The sequence below is a fragment of the Methylobacterium sp. SD274 genome, from assembly GCF_017355285.1.
In the GTDB taxonomy this organism is placed as follows: domain Bacteria; phylum Pseudomonadota; class Alphaproteobacteria; order Rhizobiales; family Beijerinckiaceae; genus Methylobacterium.
Genome location: NZ_JADIJP010000002.1, coordinates 63,455 through 81,170 on the forward strand (window position 1 = coordinate 63,455; position 17,716 = coordinate 81,170).

The 17,716-nt window shown below is 67.4% G+C and carries 17 protein-coding genes and 1 pseudogene; 10 read left to right on the forward strand and 8 right to left on the reverse strand.

What is annotated here, in order from left to right:
• Window positions 1-177: 177 nt before the first annotated feature.
• The 3 genes from IPV08_RS02040 to mnmA are packed head-to-tail and all read right to left on the reverse strand — an operon-like array spanning window position 178 to window position 2,846.
• A complete protein-coding gene (locus IPV08_RS02040; protein WP_207410502.1) occupies window positions 178-960 on the reverse strand; it encodes a VTT domain-containing protein in 783 nt (260 codons plus the stop codon).
• A 22-nt stretch (window positions 961-982) separates the two neighbouring features.
• Window positions 983-1,633, reverse strand: coding sequence for a class I SAM-dependent methyltransferase (locus tag IPV08_RS02045; RefSeq protein WP_207410505.1), 651 nt, complete (start codon window positions 1,631-1,633; stop codon window positions 983-985).
• Between the two features lie 55 nt (window positions 1,634-1,688).
• Window positions 1,689-2,846: a tRNA 2-thiouridine(34) synthase MnmA gene (gene mnmA, locus IPV08_RS02050; RefSeq protein ID WP_207410508.1), complete on the reverse strand. Its 1,158-nt coding sequence runs from the start codon at window positions 2,844-2,846 to the stop codon at window positions 1,689-1,691.
• 265 nt (window positions 2,847-3,111) lie between these two features.
• Here mnmA and IPV08_RS02055 point away from each other — a divergent pair, with 265 nt between their 5' ends.
• The 10 genes from IPV08_RS02055 to IPV08_RS02100 all read left to right on the forward strand — a co-directional run bounded on the left by IPV08_RS02055 (window position 3,112) and on the right by IPV08_RS02100 (window position 12,826).
• Window positions 3,112-4,725 carry a flagellar hook-length control protein FliK gene (locus IPV08_RS02055; protein WP_246747740.1) on the forward strand — a complete coding sequence of 538 codons (1,614 nt, stop codon included), beginning with the start codon at window positions 3,112-3,114 and terminating at the stop codon, window positions 4,723-4,725.
• 10 nt (window positions 4,726-4,735) lie between these two features.
• Window positions 4,736-5,416, forward strand: a complete 681-nt coding sequence (locus tag IPV08_RS02060; protein WP_207410511.1) for a flagellar hook capping FlgD N-terminal domain-containing protein — start codon at window positions 4,736-4,738, stop codon at window positions 5,414-5,416.
• A 104-nt stretch (window positions 5,417-5,520) separates the two neighbouring features.
• A complete protein-coding gene (locus IPV08_RS02065; RefSeq protein ID WP_018044452.1) occupies window positions 5,521-5,796 on the forward strand; it encodes a DUF1153 domain-containing protein in 276 nt (91 codons plus the stop codon).
• A 248-nt stretch (window positions 5,797-6,044) separates the two neighbouring features.
• Window positions 6,045-7,658, forward strand: a complete 1,614-nt coding sequence (fliF, locus tag IPV08_RS02070) for a flagellar basal-body MS-ring/collar protein FliF (RefSeq protein WP_056424440.1) — start codon at window positions 6,045-6,047, stop codon at window positions 7,656-7,658.
• A gap of 55 nt (window positions 7,659-7,713) precedes the next feature.
• Entirely contained in the window at window positions 7,714-8,763 is a 1,050-nt protein-coding gene (gene fliG / locus IPV08_RS02075; protein ID WP_056423785.1) for a flagellar motor switch protein FliG, read from the forward strand.
• Entirely contained in the window at window positions 8,760-9,353 is a 594-nt protein-coding gene (locus IPV08_RS02080; RefSeq protein WP_056423783.1) for a FliH/SctL family protein, read from the forward strand. The genes fliG and IPV08_RS02080 overlap by 4 nt, the downstream gene beginning before the upstream one ends.
• Before the next feature lie 45 nt (window positions 9,354-9,398).
• Window positions 9,399-9,743 (forward strand): flagellar motor switch protein FliN, encoded by a 345-nt coding sequence (fliN, locus tag IPV08_RS02085; RefSeq protein ID WP_056423780.1) that lies wholly within the window; start codon window positions 9,399-9,401, stop codon window positions 9,741-9,743.
• 52 nt (window positions 9,744-9,795) lie between these two features.
• Window positions 9,796-11,160: a sigma-54 dependent transcriptional regulator gene (locus tag IPV08_RS02090; RefSeq protein ID WP_056423778.1), complete on the forward strand. Its 1,365-nt coding sequence runs from the start codon at window positions 9,796-9,798 to the stop codon at window positions 11,158-11,160.
• A gap of 145 nt (window positions 11,161-11,305) precedes the next feature.
• Window positions 11,306-11,605: a (2Fe-2S) ferredoxin domain-containing protein gene (locus tag IPV08_RS02095; RefSeq protein ID WP_244478134.1), complete on the forward strand. Its 300-nt coding sequence runs from the start codon at window positions 11,306-11,308 to the stop codon at window positions 11,603-11,605.
• Between the two features lie 144 nt (window positions 11,606-11,749).
• A complete protein-coding gene (locus IPV08_RS02100) occupies window positions 11,750-12,826 on the forward strand; it encodes a lysylphosphatidylglycerol synthase domain-containing protein (RefSeq protein WP_207410762.1) in 1,077 nt (358 codons plus the stop codon).
• Between the two features lie 7 nt (window positions 12,827-12,833).
• Here the strand turns inward: IPV08_RS02100 and IPV08_RS02105 are convergent.
• The 5 genes and pseudogenes from IPV08_RS02105 to mltG form a co-directional block, all read right to left on the reverse strand.
• A pseudogene (locus IPV08_RS02105) lies at window positions 12,834-13,640 on the reverse strand (SDR family oxidoreductase).
• A gap of 143 nt (window positions 13,641-13,783) precedes the next feature.
• On the reverse strand, window positions 13,784-14,173 hold the full coding sequence (locus tag IPV08_RS02110; RefSeq protein ID WP_207410514.1) for a glyoxalase superfamily protein: 390 nt from the start codon (window positions 14,171-14,173) through the stop codon (window positions 13,784-13,786).
• Between the two features lie 13 nt (window positions 14,174-14,186).
• Window positions 14,187-14,840, reverse strand: a complete 654-nt coding sequence (gene gmk / locus IPV08_RS02115) for a guanylate kinase (RefSeq protein ID WP_056423771.1) — start codon at window positions 14,838-14,840, stop codon at window positions 14,187-14,189.
• 11 nt (window positions 14,841-14,851) lie between these two features.
• Window positions 14,852-15,730 (reverse strand): YicC/YloC family endoribonuclease, encoded by an 879-nt coding sequence (locus IPV08_RS02120; protein ID WP_207410518.1) that lies wholly within the window; start codon window positions 15,728-15,730, stop codon window positions 14,852-14,854.
• A 158-nt stretch (window positions 15,731-15,888) separates the two neighbouring features.
• The gene (mltG, locus tag IPV08_RS02125) at window positions 15,889-17,265 is read right to left on the reverse strand and encodes an endolytic transglycosylase MltG (RefSeq protein WP_207410763.1); all 1,377 of its coding nucleotides are present in this window, start codon (window positions 17,263-17,265) and stop codon (window positions 15,889-15,891) included.
• Between the last annotated feature and the right edge of the window lie 451 nt (window positions 17,266-17,716).

Genomic DNA, 17,716 nt, shown 5'->3' on the forward strand with positions numbered 1-17,716 from the left:
ATCCCTGCTCCCGGGGTTCTTTGCTCGTCCCGGTTGCTCCGGCGCGGCACCGGGCCAACACCGACACTCCGTTCCCTCGGCGTCGAACGACACATGTCGATCTTGTTGTTTGCGTGACGGTTACGCTTCGCGCGCGGCCCCGTCGAGTACCCCGCAATGGGGATCTGGTGTGAGGGGCTAGGACGGACCCGCGCGTCTGCGGGCGAAGCGGCGTCTCAACGCGATGGAGAGGAGCGCGAAAGCGGCGATCCCGCCGAGGCCCGCGGCTGTCTTGACGGTCACCAGCGACCGCAGGGACAGGGCCTCGTCGCACGCGGCGGCGCCGCTCTCCAGGCACGCCGCCTTGGCGGCTTCGTTGGCCGCGATGACGTCCTCGATCGCCGCTCCGGCCGCCGCATAGACGAAGGCGCCGGGGGCCAGGCCGAGAAACGTGGCGAGCACGAAGGTGCGTAGGGATACGCCAAAGGCCGCCGGGGCGAGGTTGGTCATCCAGAACGGAAAGATCGGCAGGAGCCGCAGGACGAGGATGTAGCCGAACGCGTCGTCGCGAAATCCGGCGGCCAGACGTCCGAGGCGCGGTCCGGCGCGGGTGACGAGAAACTCGGACATCGGACCACGGCCGATGGAGAAGACGATGGCCGCCCCGGTCGTCGCCGAGACGAGAGCGATCCCCGCCCCGGTGGTCGTCCCGAATAGAAAGCCCGACAGGATGGTCAGCACCAGCGAGGCCGGCACGGACACGATCACGCAGCCGATATAGACGAGGCAGGCGATCCCGATGGACCGCAACCGGTCCTCGGCCACCGCCTCCATGAGCGCTGCGCGATAGGACAGCAGGCGGTCCAGGCTGAAGAGATGCGGCGCTCCGGAGACGAGCACACCCAGCGACAGGGCCACCAGGGCGAGGACGGGCAGCCACCGCATGGCGCGTCGGAGCGCGCCGCTCGAGTTGCGTGTCATTTCCCCGCTTCGCCGCGCCGGATCAGCCGGCCTTCCGCATCCTCAGGATCTTGAAGAATCCACCGGGAAAGGTCGGTGAGACGCCGATGAACTCGACGCCGTTGCGCTGAGCCCAGGCCTCGATCCGGGTCGATTTGAACGCCGAGGACCAGCCGATCTTGGTGCAGAGCGGCGCCACGATCTCCTCCACCTTCGCCACGGCCCCCTTGGTCTGGCCGAAATGGTTGGCGAGCACGATCTCTCCGCCCGGCCGCACCACCCGGAGGAATTCCGACAAGGCGGCCTCCGGGTCGGGCACCAGGGTGATCAGGAACTGCGCGACCACGGCATCGAAGCTGGCATCGGCATAGCCGAGACGGCACACATCCATCACTTGAAGACCGCGGACATGGGTGAGCCGGCGGCGGAGTACCTTGGCGCGGGCGCGCTTCAGCATGTCTTCGGAGAGATCGACGCCGCAGACGAAACTGCCCGCCGGATAATAGCCGAGCGATAAGCCGGTGCCGACGCCGGCCTCCAGGATGCGCGGCCCGCAGGCGGTGGCGGCCATCACTGCATCGCGCGCGGCAGGCTCGGTCAGCTTGTCGTAGACGACGTCGTAGACCGGTGCCCAACGGGCATAGGCCTTGCGCATCAGGGCCGTGCTCGGACCGGCCTGCGGCTCGCTCAGCATATCGTCTCTAGATCCTGCGGATGGGAAGGTTTTGGCTCGGGTCTGCGGGTCGGCGTCAGGCGGCTTGCGCCGCTCCGGCTGCCAACGCGTCGATGCGACGAATGGTGCCGCCGCCGAGCACACGTGAGCGTGGGCCGTCATCGGCATAAATGACGCAGGCCTGGCCCGGAGAGACGCCGTCTTCCGGTGTGGCCAGGACGACCTCGGCAGCCGCCCCGTCCCGATCGACCGTCAGATGCGCGGCGCGTGGCTCCCGGGTCGAGCGGACCCGCACGGCCACCGGCATGTCGACGACCCCGCCGGGGGGCATGCCGCCGAGCCAGTTCAAGTCGTCGAGCCGGATGCGGCTGGTGGCCAGGGCGGAACGCGGACCCACCACCACGCGGGCGGAACCCGGCTCCAGGCGGATCACGTAGAGCGGCTCTCCGACAGCGAGGCGAAGGCCCTTCCGCTGCCCGATCGTGTAATGGATGATGCCGTCATGCTGGCCGAGCACACGGCCTTCGAGATCGACGATGTCACCGGCGCGCGCCGCATCCGGCCGCAGCTTGGCGATGACGTCGGCATAGCGACCCTGCGGAACGAAGCAGATGTCCTGGCTGTCGGCCTTCTCGGCAATGGCGAGGCCGAGTTCGCGGGCGAGGCGACGGGTCTCGTCCTTCGGCAGTTCGCCCAGGGGGAAACGCAGGAAATCGAGCTGCTCGGCTGTGGTGGCGTAAAGGAAGTAGCTCTGGTCGCGGGCCGGATCCAGGGCGCGGTAGAGGCCGCGCCCGCCGGCTTCGAGGGGGCGACTGGCCACGTAATGGCCGGTCGCCAGCACGTCGGCATCGAGGTCGCGGGCGGTGGCCAGAAGATCGCGGAACTTGATCGAGCGGTTGCACTCGACGCAGGGGATCGGCGTCTCGCCAGCCAGATAGCTTTCGGCGAAACGGTCGATCACCGATTCCCGGAAGCGGTCCTCGTAATCGAGGACGTAGTGCGGGATGCCGAGCGTCTCGGCGACCCGGCGCGCATCGTGGATGTCCTGGCCCGCGCAGCAGGCACCCTTGCGATGGACCGCCGCCCCATGGTCGTAGAGCTGCAGCGTGATCCCAACGACATCGTAGCCCTGTTGGCTGAGCAGGCCTGCCACCACGGAGGAATCCACGCCGCCGGACATGGCGACGACGACACGTGTCTCGTGCGGGGCCTTGGGGAGGTCGAGGGAGTTCATCACGTCACGGGTTCGCCGGCAGGCCGCAGCGCCCGCATATGCGGAGTCTATAGCGATCTTGAGGTCGAACTTCCAGGCACGCGCGAGGCAGGGCTCGCATACCGGAGCACCGAACCCGGCAAATCCTGCCGGGACGGGGACGATTTCGCCGGGTCGCGTCGGTAAGATTCAAAAGCGGGAAAAAATTTGGTTGTTAGAACAACGGGTTGTGGTGTGTGAATCGTGGCTCGAAGTTTGCGCGGTGGGGGCGAGGAGATGACGCCCCATGGCTACCACGTCGATCAGCGGAGAAAAGGGCGTGCGGTTGGCGAGCGCGGTCGCCGCGCGTCCCGCCGCGCTTCATTCGACCGCTTCGGATGGCCTCGAACGCTTTAGCATTCCCGTGGAAGGACCCGCCCCGTCCGCGATACCGGTCTTACGCGGAGCGGCAGAGCCGAAGGCGGCGACCCGCGACGGTGGAGCAGCCAAACCTGTCGCTTCGGCGTCGCTGGGTTCGGCGATCGCGCAATCCGCCCTGCCGATCTCGGATCTGGTCCGGTCGGCAAAGGCTACGATCCCGTCGTCACCGCCTTCGACAGACAGTGCCGCAGGACAGATGGCGGATGCGGCCGAGACAGGACTGCCGCGAGCCCGAGAGGACGAGGATCTGGCGACGCCGCCGAGCGAGACCGGCCTCGGCGGTTTCCCGTGGCTGAGCGAGCAGCAGACCAATGTTGTCGCCAAGCCAGCTCAAATGCCGCAGCAAGGCGGCAAGGCAGGCTTGCCGATCATCGACGGCGCCGGATCTTTGCCCGTGCAGGCTCGGCAGGGGCAGTTCTCGGACGTTCCGTCGGGTCAAGCCTTGCTGCCCATTGCGGGAAACGGTCGTCTGTCCGCCTCCCGGGTTCAGACCGGAAGTGCCTTGCCTTCCTCGACCTTGCCTTCCTTGACAATGGTACAGGCGGCCGCGACCGCTCCGATTCAGGCCATCGTTTCCGAGGCTGCGGAGGCCAACCCGGTCACGACGGCGGAAGAGCCGAGCGAGGACGTGGCGGTCCCAGCGGACGGTATGGTGCCCGATGCGACCGGCATGATGACTCTCGCCTTCGCTCCGCCCGAATCCGTCGCGCTTCCGCCCGCGGCGAACGCCCCCGCGATGGCGACACAGGCCGGTGCCGCGCCCCCTCCGAACACCGGGGAAATCGTTTTACACGGCATAGGCGCTGCGAAAGCCGCCGACGGTCGCCCTGCCGCCCTCGCCGCGCTCGGAACCGACCGCTCGGCCTCCTCCGAGCGCGAGACCATATCGGTCAAGGCTTTCGATGAGTTCGCTTCCGGTTCGGCAATGGCCTCCGGCGATCTCGCTTCAGCCCCAGCCACGCCGTTCGGCCCAGCGCCGGCGGCCCCGCTTCCCGCGCCCGCACCAGAACCCGCCAGCCTCCTCCCCCAGGCCCAGGCTGCGCCGGTCCCCCTCGGCGCGGTGGCGATGACCATCGGGCTGCGGTCGTTGGCCGGGTCCAACCGTTTCGAAATCAGCCTCGATCCCAAGGATCTCGGACGGATCGACGTGAATCTCGACATCGACAAGGACAACGGCACGGTCACTGCGCATCTCACGGTCTATCGGCCGGAGACCCTGGCCCTGCTGCAACGCGATGTCGGCAACCTGCAACAGGCCCTGTCACAGGCCGGTTTCGACTCAGGGGATGTCGGCATCAACCTGTCCCTGCGCAGCGACACCGGCTCTACCGGGGGCAACGGCGCCGAGCGGGATGGCGGGGGCAGCCGTGACGGCCGTTCCGGCAACGGCGGCTCCGACCTGAAAGAACAACGCCTTCCCAACGACGCCGTGCCGCTGCGAATGCTGCGCGGTCTCGGCGGTCTCGACATCCGAATCTGAGGACACTGCCATGACATCGGGCATCACCGGAGCTTCGAGCAGCTCCTCCATCACGAACCCGAATACCGCCACCGGCGCTTCGCAGGAGATCGCCGGTAATTTCCAGCAGTTCCTGACCCTGCTGACGACACAGCTGAAGAACCAGAATCCGATGGACCCGCTGGACACCAACCAGTTCACGCAGCAGCTCGTGCAATATGCCGGCGTCGAGCAACAGCTGAAGTCGAACGACCGGTTGGACTCGATCCTCAACAATGCGAAGGCGTCCAGCGCCGCCGCAGCGACCGGTTTCATCGGTCAGAGCGTGACGGCGGACGGGCGGGTCGCCAACCTGAAGGACGGTTCGGCGGTCTGGACGCTGACCCCGGCGCGGGCCGCCAAACAGGCGACGATGACGATCAGCGATGCCAAGGGCAACGTGGTGGCGACACAGTCGAAGGCCCTGACCGCGGGTGCGCAGACCTTCGCCTGGGACGGGCGATCCACCTCGGGTTTCACCTCCGCCAACGGCAGCTACTCGATCAAGATCGATGCCTTCGACGCCACTGGTGCACAGGTTAGCGTCGATACGCAGGTCGCCGGAAAAGTCGATGGCGTCGATCTCACCGGTACAGAACCGGTGCTGCTGATTGGCAATTCGCGGCTGCCGATATCGAGCGTTCAGAACATCGGAGCCGGGTTGTCCACATGATCGTGGAAAAAACGAATCAGATGCAATCGATCCGCTTCAACATATCTTAAGCGGGCGCAAGTACCTTCCTGGCTCGACAGGTCAGTCGAGTTGTAGAGCGTATCATGACCGAACCAAGCCGCCCGAGAGTCAAATACGTCATCGGGCCAGATGGCAGTCCGTTGACCATTGCCGATCTTCCGCCGACCACGACCAGACGGTGGGTTATCCGCCGGAAGGCGGAAGTCGTCGCAGCCGTACGTGGCGGACTTCTCAGTCTCGAGGAAGCCTGCCAGCGCTATACCCTCACCACCGAGGAATTCCTGAGCTGGCAGTTCTCCATCGACCAGCACGGTCTCGCCGGATTGCGCACAACCCGCATCCAGCATTACCGCCACTGAGGTCAATGGAGTTCGGCGTCCGTTCCGGATGCCGAGACAATGCCTCGGACCATCGTCGATCCACGAAAGAACCGCGCCCTCTCAAGGGCGCGGTTCTTTCGTTATGGGCATCGCCGCGGCAGGACCGAGCCACACCCTTTTTCATTCGTTAAGACAATCGTTAACCGAACGCTAACCACGGCCTGGGCAAATTTTGCCGAGTGAGCGCGGCCCTTCCGTCGCTCCGGTTCGGGTGGGTACGTCGCGTCGTGAAGTCGGTTCTCGAACTGGTGACGAAGTTGGGACCGGCACGGCTCGCGGCCATGGCGGCCGTGACGCTGACGTTGATCGGCTTCTTCGCCTTCGTCATCCTGCGCGTCTCGAAGCCCGATATGGGTGTCCTCTTCGCCGACCTGTCGATGCAGGATTCGGGCGCCGTGATCCGCGACCTCGATGCGCGCGGCATCAAATACGAAACACGGGGCGATGCCGGCCAGACCATCATGGCGCCTCGGGCCGACCTGCCGCGCCTGCGGATGGACCTCGCCGGCAAGGGTCTGCCCAGCGCCTCCGGCGTCGGCTACGAGATCTTTGACAAGGGCGATGCGTTCTCGTCGACCAATTTCGTTCAGAACGTCAATCATTTGCGCGCGCTCGAGGGCGAGCTCGCACGCTCGATCCGGGCCATCGGCCGGGTCCAGGCGGCGCGCGTGCACCTCGTCATACCGGAGCGCCGCCTGTTCGAGCGCGACCGCGAATTGCCGAGCGCCGCCATCGTGCTCAAGCTCGTCGGCGACATGGACCCGTCCCAGGTCCGTGCCATCCGTCACCTCGCCGCCTCGGCGGTGGAAGGCCTGAAGCCGGAGCGGATCTCCATCGTCGACGAGCGCGGTCGCCTGCTGGCGGACGGGGCACGGGGTGCTGAGGCCGAGACCGGCGCCGGCATGGAGGAGAAGCAGGTCGGCCTCGAGCGCCGTCTGCGGTCCCAGATCGAAGAGATCGTGGCCGGTATCGTCGGCACGGGTCGCTCGCGGGTGCAGGTCACCGCGGAGCTCGACCGGAACCGCATAGAGAGCCGTTCGGAGACCTTCGATCCAGAGAGCAAAGTCATCCGTTCGACCCAGACCCGCAGCGAAAGCGCGCTCACCGGTGGGACAGAGGGCGCCGTGACGGTCGGCAACGAATTGCCGGGCGCCAACCAGCCGACACCGAATCCCAACTCGAAGGATTCCACGAAGAAGGACGAGGAGACCACGAATTACGAGATCTCCCGCGTCACCAAGACGGTGGTCGAGGAAGGCGGACGTCTGAAGCGCCTGTCCGTGGCGGTCCTCGTCGACGGCGCCTACGTGCCGGGGGCCGATGGCCGGCCTGTCTATCAGCCGCGCCCCGCCAACGACATCGAGCGGATCGCCACCCTGGTCCGCACCGCTATCGGATACGACAAGGACCGGGGTGACCAGGTCGAGGTGGTCAACCTGCGTTTCGCCGAGACGCCCGCTCCCGTCGAGTTCACCGAGCCGTCGCTGATCCAATCGTTCCTGGCGCCGTCCAAGGAAGACGTCATGCGGATGGTCGAACTCTCCGTGCTTCTGATCCTGACCGTGATCGTCCTCATGGCCGTGGTCCGTCCCCTTCTACGCCGCGTCCTCGCCTCGGAGCCCGCCCAGGCCATCCTGATGGCGGGTCCGGCACTGGCCGGCGGCGAGCCGGGCCCCGACCAGGTCCTGGTGGCACGCGACAACCCCACCGCCCGCCTCGTCGACTTCGCGCAGCTGAACGGCAAGGTCCAGGCGGAGACCGTCCAACGGGTGGTGGACATGGTCCGCGGCAGTCCGAGCGAGACGGTAGAGGTCCTGCGCAACTGGATCCACGACAGTTGAGCGGGTGGGCGATGGTCTTCGAAACGGCAGCCACAACGGTGAAGAGGAGTGAGGCATGTCCTCGGGGTTGAGCGTCATCCCGGATCAGGAACTCGGCAAGGCGGGCTTGAACGCCATGACCGGTGCCCAGCGCGCGGCTGCTCTCCTCCTGCTCCTCGGCGAGACGGAGGGCGCGCCGATTTGGCAGATGCTCGACGAGGAAGAGGTCAAGATGGTCTCGCACGCCATGGTCCAGCTCGGATCATTGGAGGCGGAGACCGTCGAGAGGCTGATCGTGGATTTCGTCTCGCGGCTCTCCTCGGGCGGCGGCATCACCTCGAACTATGAGCGCACCGAATCGCTGCTTCTCAAGATCTTTCCCACCGAGCAGGTCTCGGCGATCATGGCGGAGATCAAGGGCGCTTCGGGCAAGCGGGTCTGGGCGAGCCTGACGCAGATCGACCCCGAGATCCTCGCCTCGTTCCTGCGTAACGAATACCCGCAGACGGTGTCCGTCGTGCTGTCGAAGGTGCGGCCGGATTACGCCGCCAAGGTCCTGACGATCCTGCCCGAGGATTTCGCCATCGACGTCCTCAACCGCATGCTGCGGATGGAGACCGTGCAGAAGGAAGCCCTGCGCCATATCGAGGAGACGTTGCGCGTCGAGTTCGTCTCGACCATCGCGCAGACCACGCGGCGCGACGCCCATGAACTGATGGCGGACGTGTTCAACGCTTTCGACCGCCAGACCGAGGGTCGGTTCCTCGCGGCCCTGGACCAGGCCAATCGCGGCTCGGCCAAGAAGATCCGCCAGCTCATGTTCACCTTCGAGGATCTCCTGAAGCTCGATGCGGGCAGCGTGCAGACGCTGTTGCGCAAGGTCGACACCGATACCCTGTGCCGCGCGCTCAAGGGCGCCGACGAGCGCGTGCGCAACTTCTTCCTCAAGAACATGTCCACCCGCGCGGCCAAGAACATCAACGACGAGATGGGCTCGCTGGGGCCGATTCGGCTCAAGGACGTCGATGAGGCGCAAGCCAAGATGACCGAGCTCGCCAAGGAACTGGCCGAGAAGGGTGAGATCATGATCGCCAAGTCCAGTGGCGAAGAGGAGCTGGTCTATTGAACGCCCGCCGGTTCCTGTTCGACACCGATTTCCGGCCGCGCGAGGGCGCGACTGTCTCGCCGAAGGAGGCGGCGGCCCTGGCCGAGGCCGTGGCGCAGGCCCATGCGAGGGGTGTCCAGGAAGGGCGCGCCCAGGCCGAGGCCCAGGCCCAGGCTCGCATGGCGGATGCCCTCACCCGCGTCGGCCTCGCCGCCGCCGGCCTCATCGGCCAGGCGGATTCGCGGGACGCGGCCCGCGAGGAGGAGGCCATGGCCTTCGCCGTATCCCTGGCGCGTCGTATCGCCGGCGATGCCCTCGATGCCCATCCGCTGGCGGCGATCGGCGACGCGGCGCGGGCCGCCCTGCAGCACCTGCGCGGCGTGCCGCATCTCGTCGTGCGCGTGAACGACAGACTGGTGGACGAAGTCGAGGCGCTGGTGAAGAGCCTCGCCCGCGAGCGCGGCTTCGAAGGGCGTCTGATCGTCCTCGGGGAGCCCGACCTCGCCCCCGGCGATGCCCGCATGGAATGGGCCGATGGCGGGGTGGTGCGTGACCGTGCCCGTATCGAGGCCGCCGTGCTCGAAGCCATCGGCCATCCTCTCGAATCCTGATCCGTCGACGACCCCCCCTGTAACGCGCGACTTTGAAAGATCCTGATGGCCGACGATTTCAGCCTGCCGCTTCTCAATGGCGGCGACGCGTCCTTCGACGGGCTCGGCTCCGAATCGATTCGTGAGGCGCCCACCACCCCGAAGAGCGCCGCCGATCTCGAACAGGTCTTCGATGTCCCGGTCATGGTCTCCGCCGTGCTGGGGTCGTCCCGCATGCCCATCGGCGACCTGCTGCGGCTGCAGCCCGGCGCGGTGCTGGAACTCGACCGCAAGGTCGGCGAGGCCATCGACATCTTCGTCAACAACCGCCTCGTCGCGCGCGGGGAGGTCGTCCTCGTAGAGGAGCGCCTCGGCGTGACGATGACCGAGATCATCAAGAGTGACCACTGATCCCGCCCGCCGCGCTGCTGCGCGAGGCTCCACCGACACAGGATACTAGACCATGCGGCTCCTCATCATCGGACGCTTGAGCGGCGAACTCGTCACCGCCTCGAAGATCGCCATGAGTCGCGGCGCGGCCGTGACCCATGCGGACGGGGTGGCGCAGGGTCTCGCCGTGCTGCGCGCCAAGGGCGCCGACCTCGTCATGATCGATGTGGGCCAGCCGATCCGCGAACTCGTGACCGCGCTCGCCGACGAGCGCATCCGCACCCCGGTGGTCGCCTGCGGCGTCGCCACCGATGCCAAGGCGGCCGTGGCCGCGATCCAGGCGGGTGCCCGCGAATACATCCCCCTGCCGCCCGATCCGGAATTGATCGCCGCCGTGCTGCAGGCGGTCTCCGAGGACGGACGCGCCTTCGTCTGGCGCGACGCCTCCATGGAGCGGGTGGTGAAGCTCGCCGAGCAGGTCGCGCGGTCGGAAGCCTCGGTGCTGATCACCGGCGAGAGCGGCACCGGCAAGGAGGTGCTCGCCCGGCACGTCCATATGAAGTCGACCCGTTCGAGCCGGCCCTTCGTCTCGGTCAACTGCGCCGCGATCCCGGAAGCTCTGCTCGAATCCGAACTGTTCGGCCACGAGAAGGGCGCCTTCACCGGCGCCGTCGCCCGCCGGATCGGCCGGTTCGAGGAAGCCAATGGCGGCACGCTGCTGCTCGACGAAATCTCCGAGATGGATGTCCGCCTGCAATCGAAACTGCTGCGCGCGCTGCAGGAGCGGGTGATCGATCGGGTCGGCGGCACGGCCCCCGTGAAGGTCGATATCCGGGTGCTCGCCACCTCCAACCGCAACCTCATCGACGAGGTCCGCAAGGGCACGTTCCGCGAGGATCTGTTCTACCGCCTCAACGTCGTGCACCTGCGCCTGCCGCCGCTGCGCGAGCGCCCGGCCGACATCCTCGAGCTGGCCTCCCACTTCGCCAAGAAATACGCCGAGGTGAACGGCGTGCCGGTCCGTGTCCTGAGCCGCGAGGCGCAGGCGATCATTCGTGAGAATCCGTGGCGCGGGAACGTTCGCGAACTCGAGAACACCCTCCACAGGGCGGTCCTGCTGGCGACGGGCCCGGAGATCGACGCCGACGCGATCTCTACCCCGGAGGGCGAATCCTTCGCCCGTTCTGCCGGGCCGGTGGAACGCGCCGCCCAGGTCGCCGAGGCCGCCACCCGTGGCCTCGTGGGGCGGACGGTGGCTCAGGTGGAATGCGAGCTGATCCTCGACACGCTCGACCATTGCCTCGGCAACCGCACCCATGCCGCCAAGATTCTCGGCATCTCGATCCGCACCCTGCGCAACAAACTCAATGAATATGTCGATGCCGGCATCAGCGTCGCCGAGCCCGGCAGTGTCCGGGCCGTGGCGGCCTACGGCTGAACGGCGCGGAGCCGGCGAGGCGACACGCCCCGTTGCCGCCCCTCCCCCCCATGGTTAGGTGTGGCGGCGGCGGCGCCCACTCCCCTCGGCGCGCCGGATGTGGAACGGGCACCCGGATTTGGCAAAGCACGACAAGGACACAACCGTGCGGACGGCGAAGTCGGGTTATTCCGACATTGTCCTGGTCTGCGCGAAATGCACCAAGCGCGTCGGCCTGAAGAAGGACGAGATCCGGGGGCGGCTCAAGCGGGAGGCGAAAAGGCGCGGCCTCGGCGGGATGACCCGCGTGGTGTCCACGGGCTGCCTCGGCCCCTGCCCGAAGCGGTTCGTGGCGGTGGCGACCTCCTTCAGCCTCTCGCGCAACCGCATCGTGCTGATTGATCCCGAGGGTAATGCCGAGCAGGCCCTCGATACGGTCTATCCGCCCGCCCGCCGGTCCGAATGAAGCGATCTCCGATTTCGGCCCCAATGCCGCTTTAGGGCGGATCCGGGATCAATTTGGGTGGCAGGCTTTGCGCCGGATGCGGTGCCCGCCGAGCAGAAGAGGATCGTCGCCCTTGGCGCTCGTCCATTCCACAGGGTTGTACCGGTGACGCGCCGGGTCGTGGCACCTCCTCCCGCCCGTACGGGCGCCGTGAGGCACGTCCTGCGATACCTGCCCGTCCTGGGGACGGTACTCGGCCTCGTCCTGGCGATCTGGCTGGTGGCGACCCACGATATCGCCTCGGTGACGGATGCCTTCGGGCGGATCGGGATCGTCGGGCTCGCCGGCATCGTGCTGATGCGCGTCGTCATCCTGTCGCTCTGCGGTCTCGCCTGGGAGCGGGTGCTGCACCGGCTCGCGGCCACCGCCGAGGCGGGAGCGTTCCTCATCCTCCGTTTCGTGCGGGACGGGATCAACGTGCTCCTTCCTGTGGCCTCCGTCGGGGGGGACGTGGTCGGCGGGCGTCTCCTCACCTTCTGGGGGGTCCCGGGCAAACTCGCCGCCGCCTCGATCCTGGTGGACATGCTGATCCAGGTCGGCACGCAGGCCCTCTTCGTGCTCATCGGCGTCGCGTTACTGATGCAGATGGAAGGCGAGTCCGCCGCATCCCTCGCGGCTTGGGCCCTGCGGGCGCTCGGCGTCACCGCCATCGTGCTCACCGCCTTCTTCGTCTTTCAGCGCAGTCCGCTCATCTGGGGTGTCGAGCGCCGCATCGCCGAGCTCGCCCGTCGCTTCCTGCGCGACCAGGAAGAGGCCGTCCCCGGCTCGGTGCCTGCCGATGCGGGCGTGCATGGCGCTCTCGATACGGTCTGGGCCCCGAAGCGCTGGCTCCTGCTGTTCCAAGGCGTCGTCCTGCACCTCCTCGCCTGGATGCTCGGTGCCACTGAGATCTGGATCGCGCTGACCTGTATGGGCGTGGAGGGCGTGGGCCTCGCCGAAGTCATCATCATCGAGGCCTTGAGCCAGGCCATCAAATCGGCGGCCTTCCCGGTGCCCAGCGGATTAGGGGTTCAGGAAGGCGGGTTCGTTCTGGTTGGCGGCCTGTTCGGCATCGACCCCGGCACCGCCATCGCCCTGTCGCTTGCCAAGCGCGTGCCGGACGTGGTGCTCGGCCTGCCCTCCCTGATCCTGTGGCAGACCCTCGAGGCCCGCCGCGCCACGATCCTCCCGCCGCGCGGCTGAACCCTTCTCAGGTCGAGATCGTCGCCACTGATCCGCCATCGACGCGCAGATTGGCGCCGGTGACGAAGCTCGCTTGTTCGGAGCAGAGGAACGCCACGGTCGACGCTACTTCCTCCGCCCGTCCCCGGCGCTTGGCCACCATGCCGGGGCGCTCCTCGTCGAGGAAGCTCGCGATCGCCACATCGAAGGAGGTCCCCTTCTCCTCGGCGCGCTTCTTCATCATAGCGTCGGTCATCGGTGTGGCGATGAAGGCGGGGGAGACGGTGTTCACCAGGACGCCATCCGGCCCATAGGCCTTGGAGAGACCCTTGGCGAGGCTGAGGATTCCGGCCTTCGCCGCGCAATAGGGCAGTTCCTCGACATAGGGCTGCACCGCGTCTTCGGAAGCGAACAGGACGATCCGCCCCCACCCGGCCTCGCGCATGCCGGGGATGAAAGCGCGTGTTACCCGCACCGCCGCCATCAGGTCGGTCTGGATCGTCTCCAGCCAATCCTCGTCGGTCAGGTCCAGGAAGTCGCCCGTAGCCCCGGTGATACCGGCGGTATTCACCAGGATGGTCGGGGCCGCACCGAAGGCCTCGCGCGCCTTGATCGCCAGCGCTTCGACATCGGTACGCTGTGTGAGGTCGGCCATCACTGGCACCACGGCACCAAGACCGGAAAGCTATGCGGCCGCCTTTTCCAAAGCCTCAGGGACCTTGTCGCTGAGGATGACCTTTGCGCCCTCCTTCAGGAGCAGTTCGGCCGTGGCGTAGCCGATGCCAGAATCGCCCCCGGTGACGACGGCGACCCGTCCCTCGATCCCGAAATCCATTGCTCGCTCCGCTGGCCGCGTGGGTCCGACCGGGGCGACACGTTCTCCGGCCGGTCATGTGCGGGCCAACCCTGACCGGGCCGGGGGTGTTCCAGGCTACGCGACTGTGACGGATCGGGCGAGCGTCCGGCGACCGCGGTGACCTACGGCTCCGCAGGATCTTCGCAGAAACGCAGGGTGTTGCCGAAAGGGTCGGTCACCGTCATCACCAGCCCCCAGGGCAGGTTCTCGATGCCCGGCTTGGCATGGACGTAGTTCCGAGCGCCGAGTTCCGCCTGGAAGGCGTGAATGCCCGCCATCCGCACGAAGGTCGTGGAGCCCGGCGTCGCATCGCCGTGATGGCCGCTCAGATGCAGGATGAGACCGGCACGCGAGACCTGGGCGTAGAGCGGAAAGTCGGCGCCGAAGCGATGCTCCCAATCGAGGCTGAAGCCGAGGAAATCGACATAGAACTCGCGCGCCTTCGCCTCGTCGAAGATGCGCAGGATCGGGCAGGTTTGGTCGAAGCGGATGGTCCGGTCGGGTGTCGACATCGGGCTCGGCTCCTCAGGCGATCCTGTCGGGCTCGGCCAGAAGCCCGTCGACGAAATCCGACAGGCCAGTGTTGCGGGCGCGCTTGAGGCGCTCGGCGACGAGGATTCCCTGGAGCTTTGCGAAGGCGTCGTTCAGATCGTCGTTGACGAGGACGTAATCGTACTCGTTCCAGCGCTGGATCTCGACGCGGGAATTGGCGAGGCGCTTCTCGATGGTCTCGGGCGAATCCTCGGCTCGGCGTTCGAGGCGGTGTCGCAACTCGGCGAGGCTCGGCGGTAGTATGAACACCGTCACCACGTCGTCCGCGAGCTTCGCCCGCACCTGCCGCGTGCCCTGGTAATCGATGTCGAAGATCATGTCCCGGCCGGCGCCGAGCACCTTCTCCACCGGGCGGCGCGGCGTGCCGTAGAAATTGCCGTGGACCTCGGCCCATTCGAGCAGGTTGTCGGCGCCGCGCAGGGCGTCGAAGGCCTCACGGTCGATGAAATTGTAGTGCTTGCCGTCGATCTCGGAGGGCCGGCGCTGTCGCGTCGTCACCGAAATCGAGAGATCGAGCCCCCATTTCGGGTCGCTGGCGACCGCGCGCGTCAGCGTGGTCTTCCCCGCTCCCGAGGGCGAGGACAGGATGAGGATGAACCCGCGCCGCCCGATCGTCGTGGCCTGCATGTCCGAAAAACCTACTCGACGTTCTGAACCTGTTCGCGGAATTGCTCCACCACGGCCTTCAAGTCGAGTCCGATCCGCGACAACGCGATGTCTCCGGCCTTCGCGCAGAGGGTATTCGCCTCGCGGCCGAGCTCCTGGGCCAGGAAATCGAGCTTGCGGCCGATGGCGCCGCCCTTGGCCAGCAACTCGCCGACACTGTCGAGATGGGCGCTCAGACGGTCGAGTTCTTCGCGCACGTCGGCTTTCGCGGCGATGAGGACGGCCTCCTGGTGCAGACGGTCGGGATCGAGCCCGCCGGCCTCCATCAGGGCGGCGATGCTCGCGGACAGCCGCGCCTTCACCGCCTCGGGCTGGCGGCCGGGGCAGGCCTCGGCGGCCTGGCGGAGGCGGGACATGGCGACGAGCTGCCCCTCGATGATGGCGCGCAGCTGGCGCCCCTCGGCGCGGCGCGCTTCCACGAGGTCGGCCACGAGCCGGACCACGCCCTCGGCGAGGTCATGGGCGAGGCTGTCCGATTCCGCCGCCGGCTCTTCGTCGGATTCAATGACGCCGCGGATGCCGAGCAATCCGTCGAGGGAGGCCGGGGCGAGCCCTTCCGGACGCGGCACGCGTGCCGTGGCGGCGGCGAGCTCGGCCAGCAGGGTTTCGTTGATCCGCACCCGCGCCTTGGCCTCGGGCCGGGTGAGGTTGAGCGAGAGCTGGCACTGGCCCCGCGTCAGGGTCTTCTGCAGGGCGGTACGGGCAACCTCGCCCACCGCCTCCAGGCCGTTGGGCACGCGCAGGCGCACGTCGAGCCCGCGCCCGTTCACGCTGCGGACCTCCCAGGCCCATTGCACCGGGCCGGTGGTGCCGGTGGTGCGGGCAAAGCCCGTCATGCTGGAGAGGATCATGATGTCTGAACTTTAGTCGGTCGTGCGAACCTCCCTCCCCCTTGCGGGGAGGGATCGAGAGTGGGGGTGGGTGGGCGACCCTCAGGCAGCGGAGGCCAGCGGCACCAACCCCACCTCCTATTCCTCCCCACAAGCGGGGGGAAAGCGACGGCAGCGCCCTATTGCGGCTTCAGCGCTGGGACGCTTTTGGCCGAGTTGAGGTCGAAGGTCTTGTTGCGCAGCGGGTCGAGCTTGGTGCCTTCCGACGCGTCGAAGGCTTTCGGGCGCGGGGCCGACGGGTCGGGGGCGCCGCCGGCGAAGTTCGTGCCCTCCGGTGCATAGGCGGAGGCCCGGCCCGGCACGCTCGACGGATCGGCCGGAGGATCGGCTTTGTCCACGGGGGCGGCGTCGGTGGGCACCTCCTTGCGGGCGCGCTCCACCTGGCGCCAGCGGGCGACGTTGCGCGAATGGCCTTCCAGGCTGTCCGCGAAGGCGTGGCCGCCGGTGCCGTCGGCGACGAAGTAGAGGTCCTTGGTGCGCGACGGGTTGGCGACGGCTTCGAGCGCGGCGCGGCCCGGATTGGCGATCGGCCCCGGCGGCAAACCCTCGATGACGTAGGTGTTGTAGGGCGTGGCCCGGTCGATCTCCGAGCGCTGGATGCCACGGCCGAGCGTGCCGCGTCCGCCTACCAGACCGTACACGATGGTGGGGTCCGATTGCAGCTTCATCCGCTTGTTGAGGCGGTTCACGAACACCCCTGCGACGCGGGGGCGCTCATCGGCCCGGCCGGTCTCCTTCTCGACGATGGAGGCCAGGGTCACCATCTCGGCCGGGGTCTTCACCGGGATCTCGGCCGAGCGGCGCAGCCAGATCTGGTTGAGCACCTCGCGCTGCTTGGCGCGCATCAGGTTGACGATCTGCTGGCGGGTGGCGCCGCGCTCGAATTTGTAGGTATCGGGCAGGAGCGAGCCCTCGGGCGGGATCTCGTTGATGTCGCCGGTGAGGATGTCGTTCTCGTTGAGACGCACCACGATCTGCTCGGAGGTCAGCCCCTCGGGGAAGGTGATGGCGTGCTGCACCTGCCGGCCGGTGGACAGGGTTTCGATCGTCTCGCCGATGCTGGCATGAGCCTTGAACGTGTACTCGCCGGCCTTCAGCGCCTTGCCCGAGAAGCGGGAGGCCCATTCGAACAGGGCGGTGTGGCTGATGACGCCCTCGCGGCTCAGAGCCTCGGCGATCTCGGAGGTGCCGCTGCGCGGCGGGATGACCACGACCTTATCGGCGGCGAGCGGGCCGGGCTCGCGGATCTGCCGGTCGAACAGCGTCACGCCGATCATCGCCGCGATGGCCAGGATGACGGCGGCGGTGAGCAGGCCGCTGATCGTGCTGAGCAACCCGCCGCGCTCGCGCACCGGACGGTCCGGCGGGGGCGGCGCGGCCGTGGGCTTGATCGCCTCGCTGGGGCTGCGCGGGGACGCGCGGTTCAGCTGTGCCGGCTCTTCGGAGGGGACCGGAAACGGCGCCGGGTCCGGATTTTTGCGCTTGCGGAAGAACATGGACATCCTGTTCGGGCCTCGCCTCTCGCCAACCCCTTCTCGGCCCGACGATGCGGTCGTCGTGTTGTCATGTCCGACCGGGGGCCATGCGTGCCACGAGTCTCAGGCAATGAGGTGCCGGTGCATGGGTGGACCTCCCGGATGGAGGCCACAGGTTCCGTGCGTCAAACCTGACTACACCCGGGCGGCCGGGTTATACGAGACGGAGTGAACCGGTTTTGTGGCAAAAAGGCGTATTACCGCTCCATCGTCATGTCCCCGCCCCCGTTGCCGACAGCCCTTTGGCGTGAACCTCACGAGGCGTTCGAGGAAGGCCCCCGCTTGCCGCTCGAGCAGGCGATACGAGGCCGGGGCGATCAGGATCTTCGCCGTGAGCGAGATGACGAGGTTAGGGAGCAGGTGGAACGAGGAGGATGCATCACCGCTGATCTACAGCGCGCGTAATAAAGAA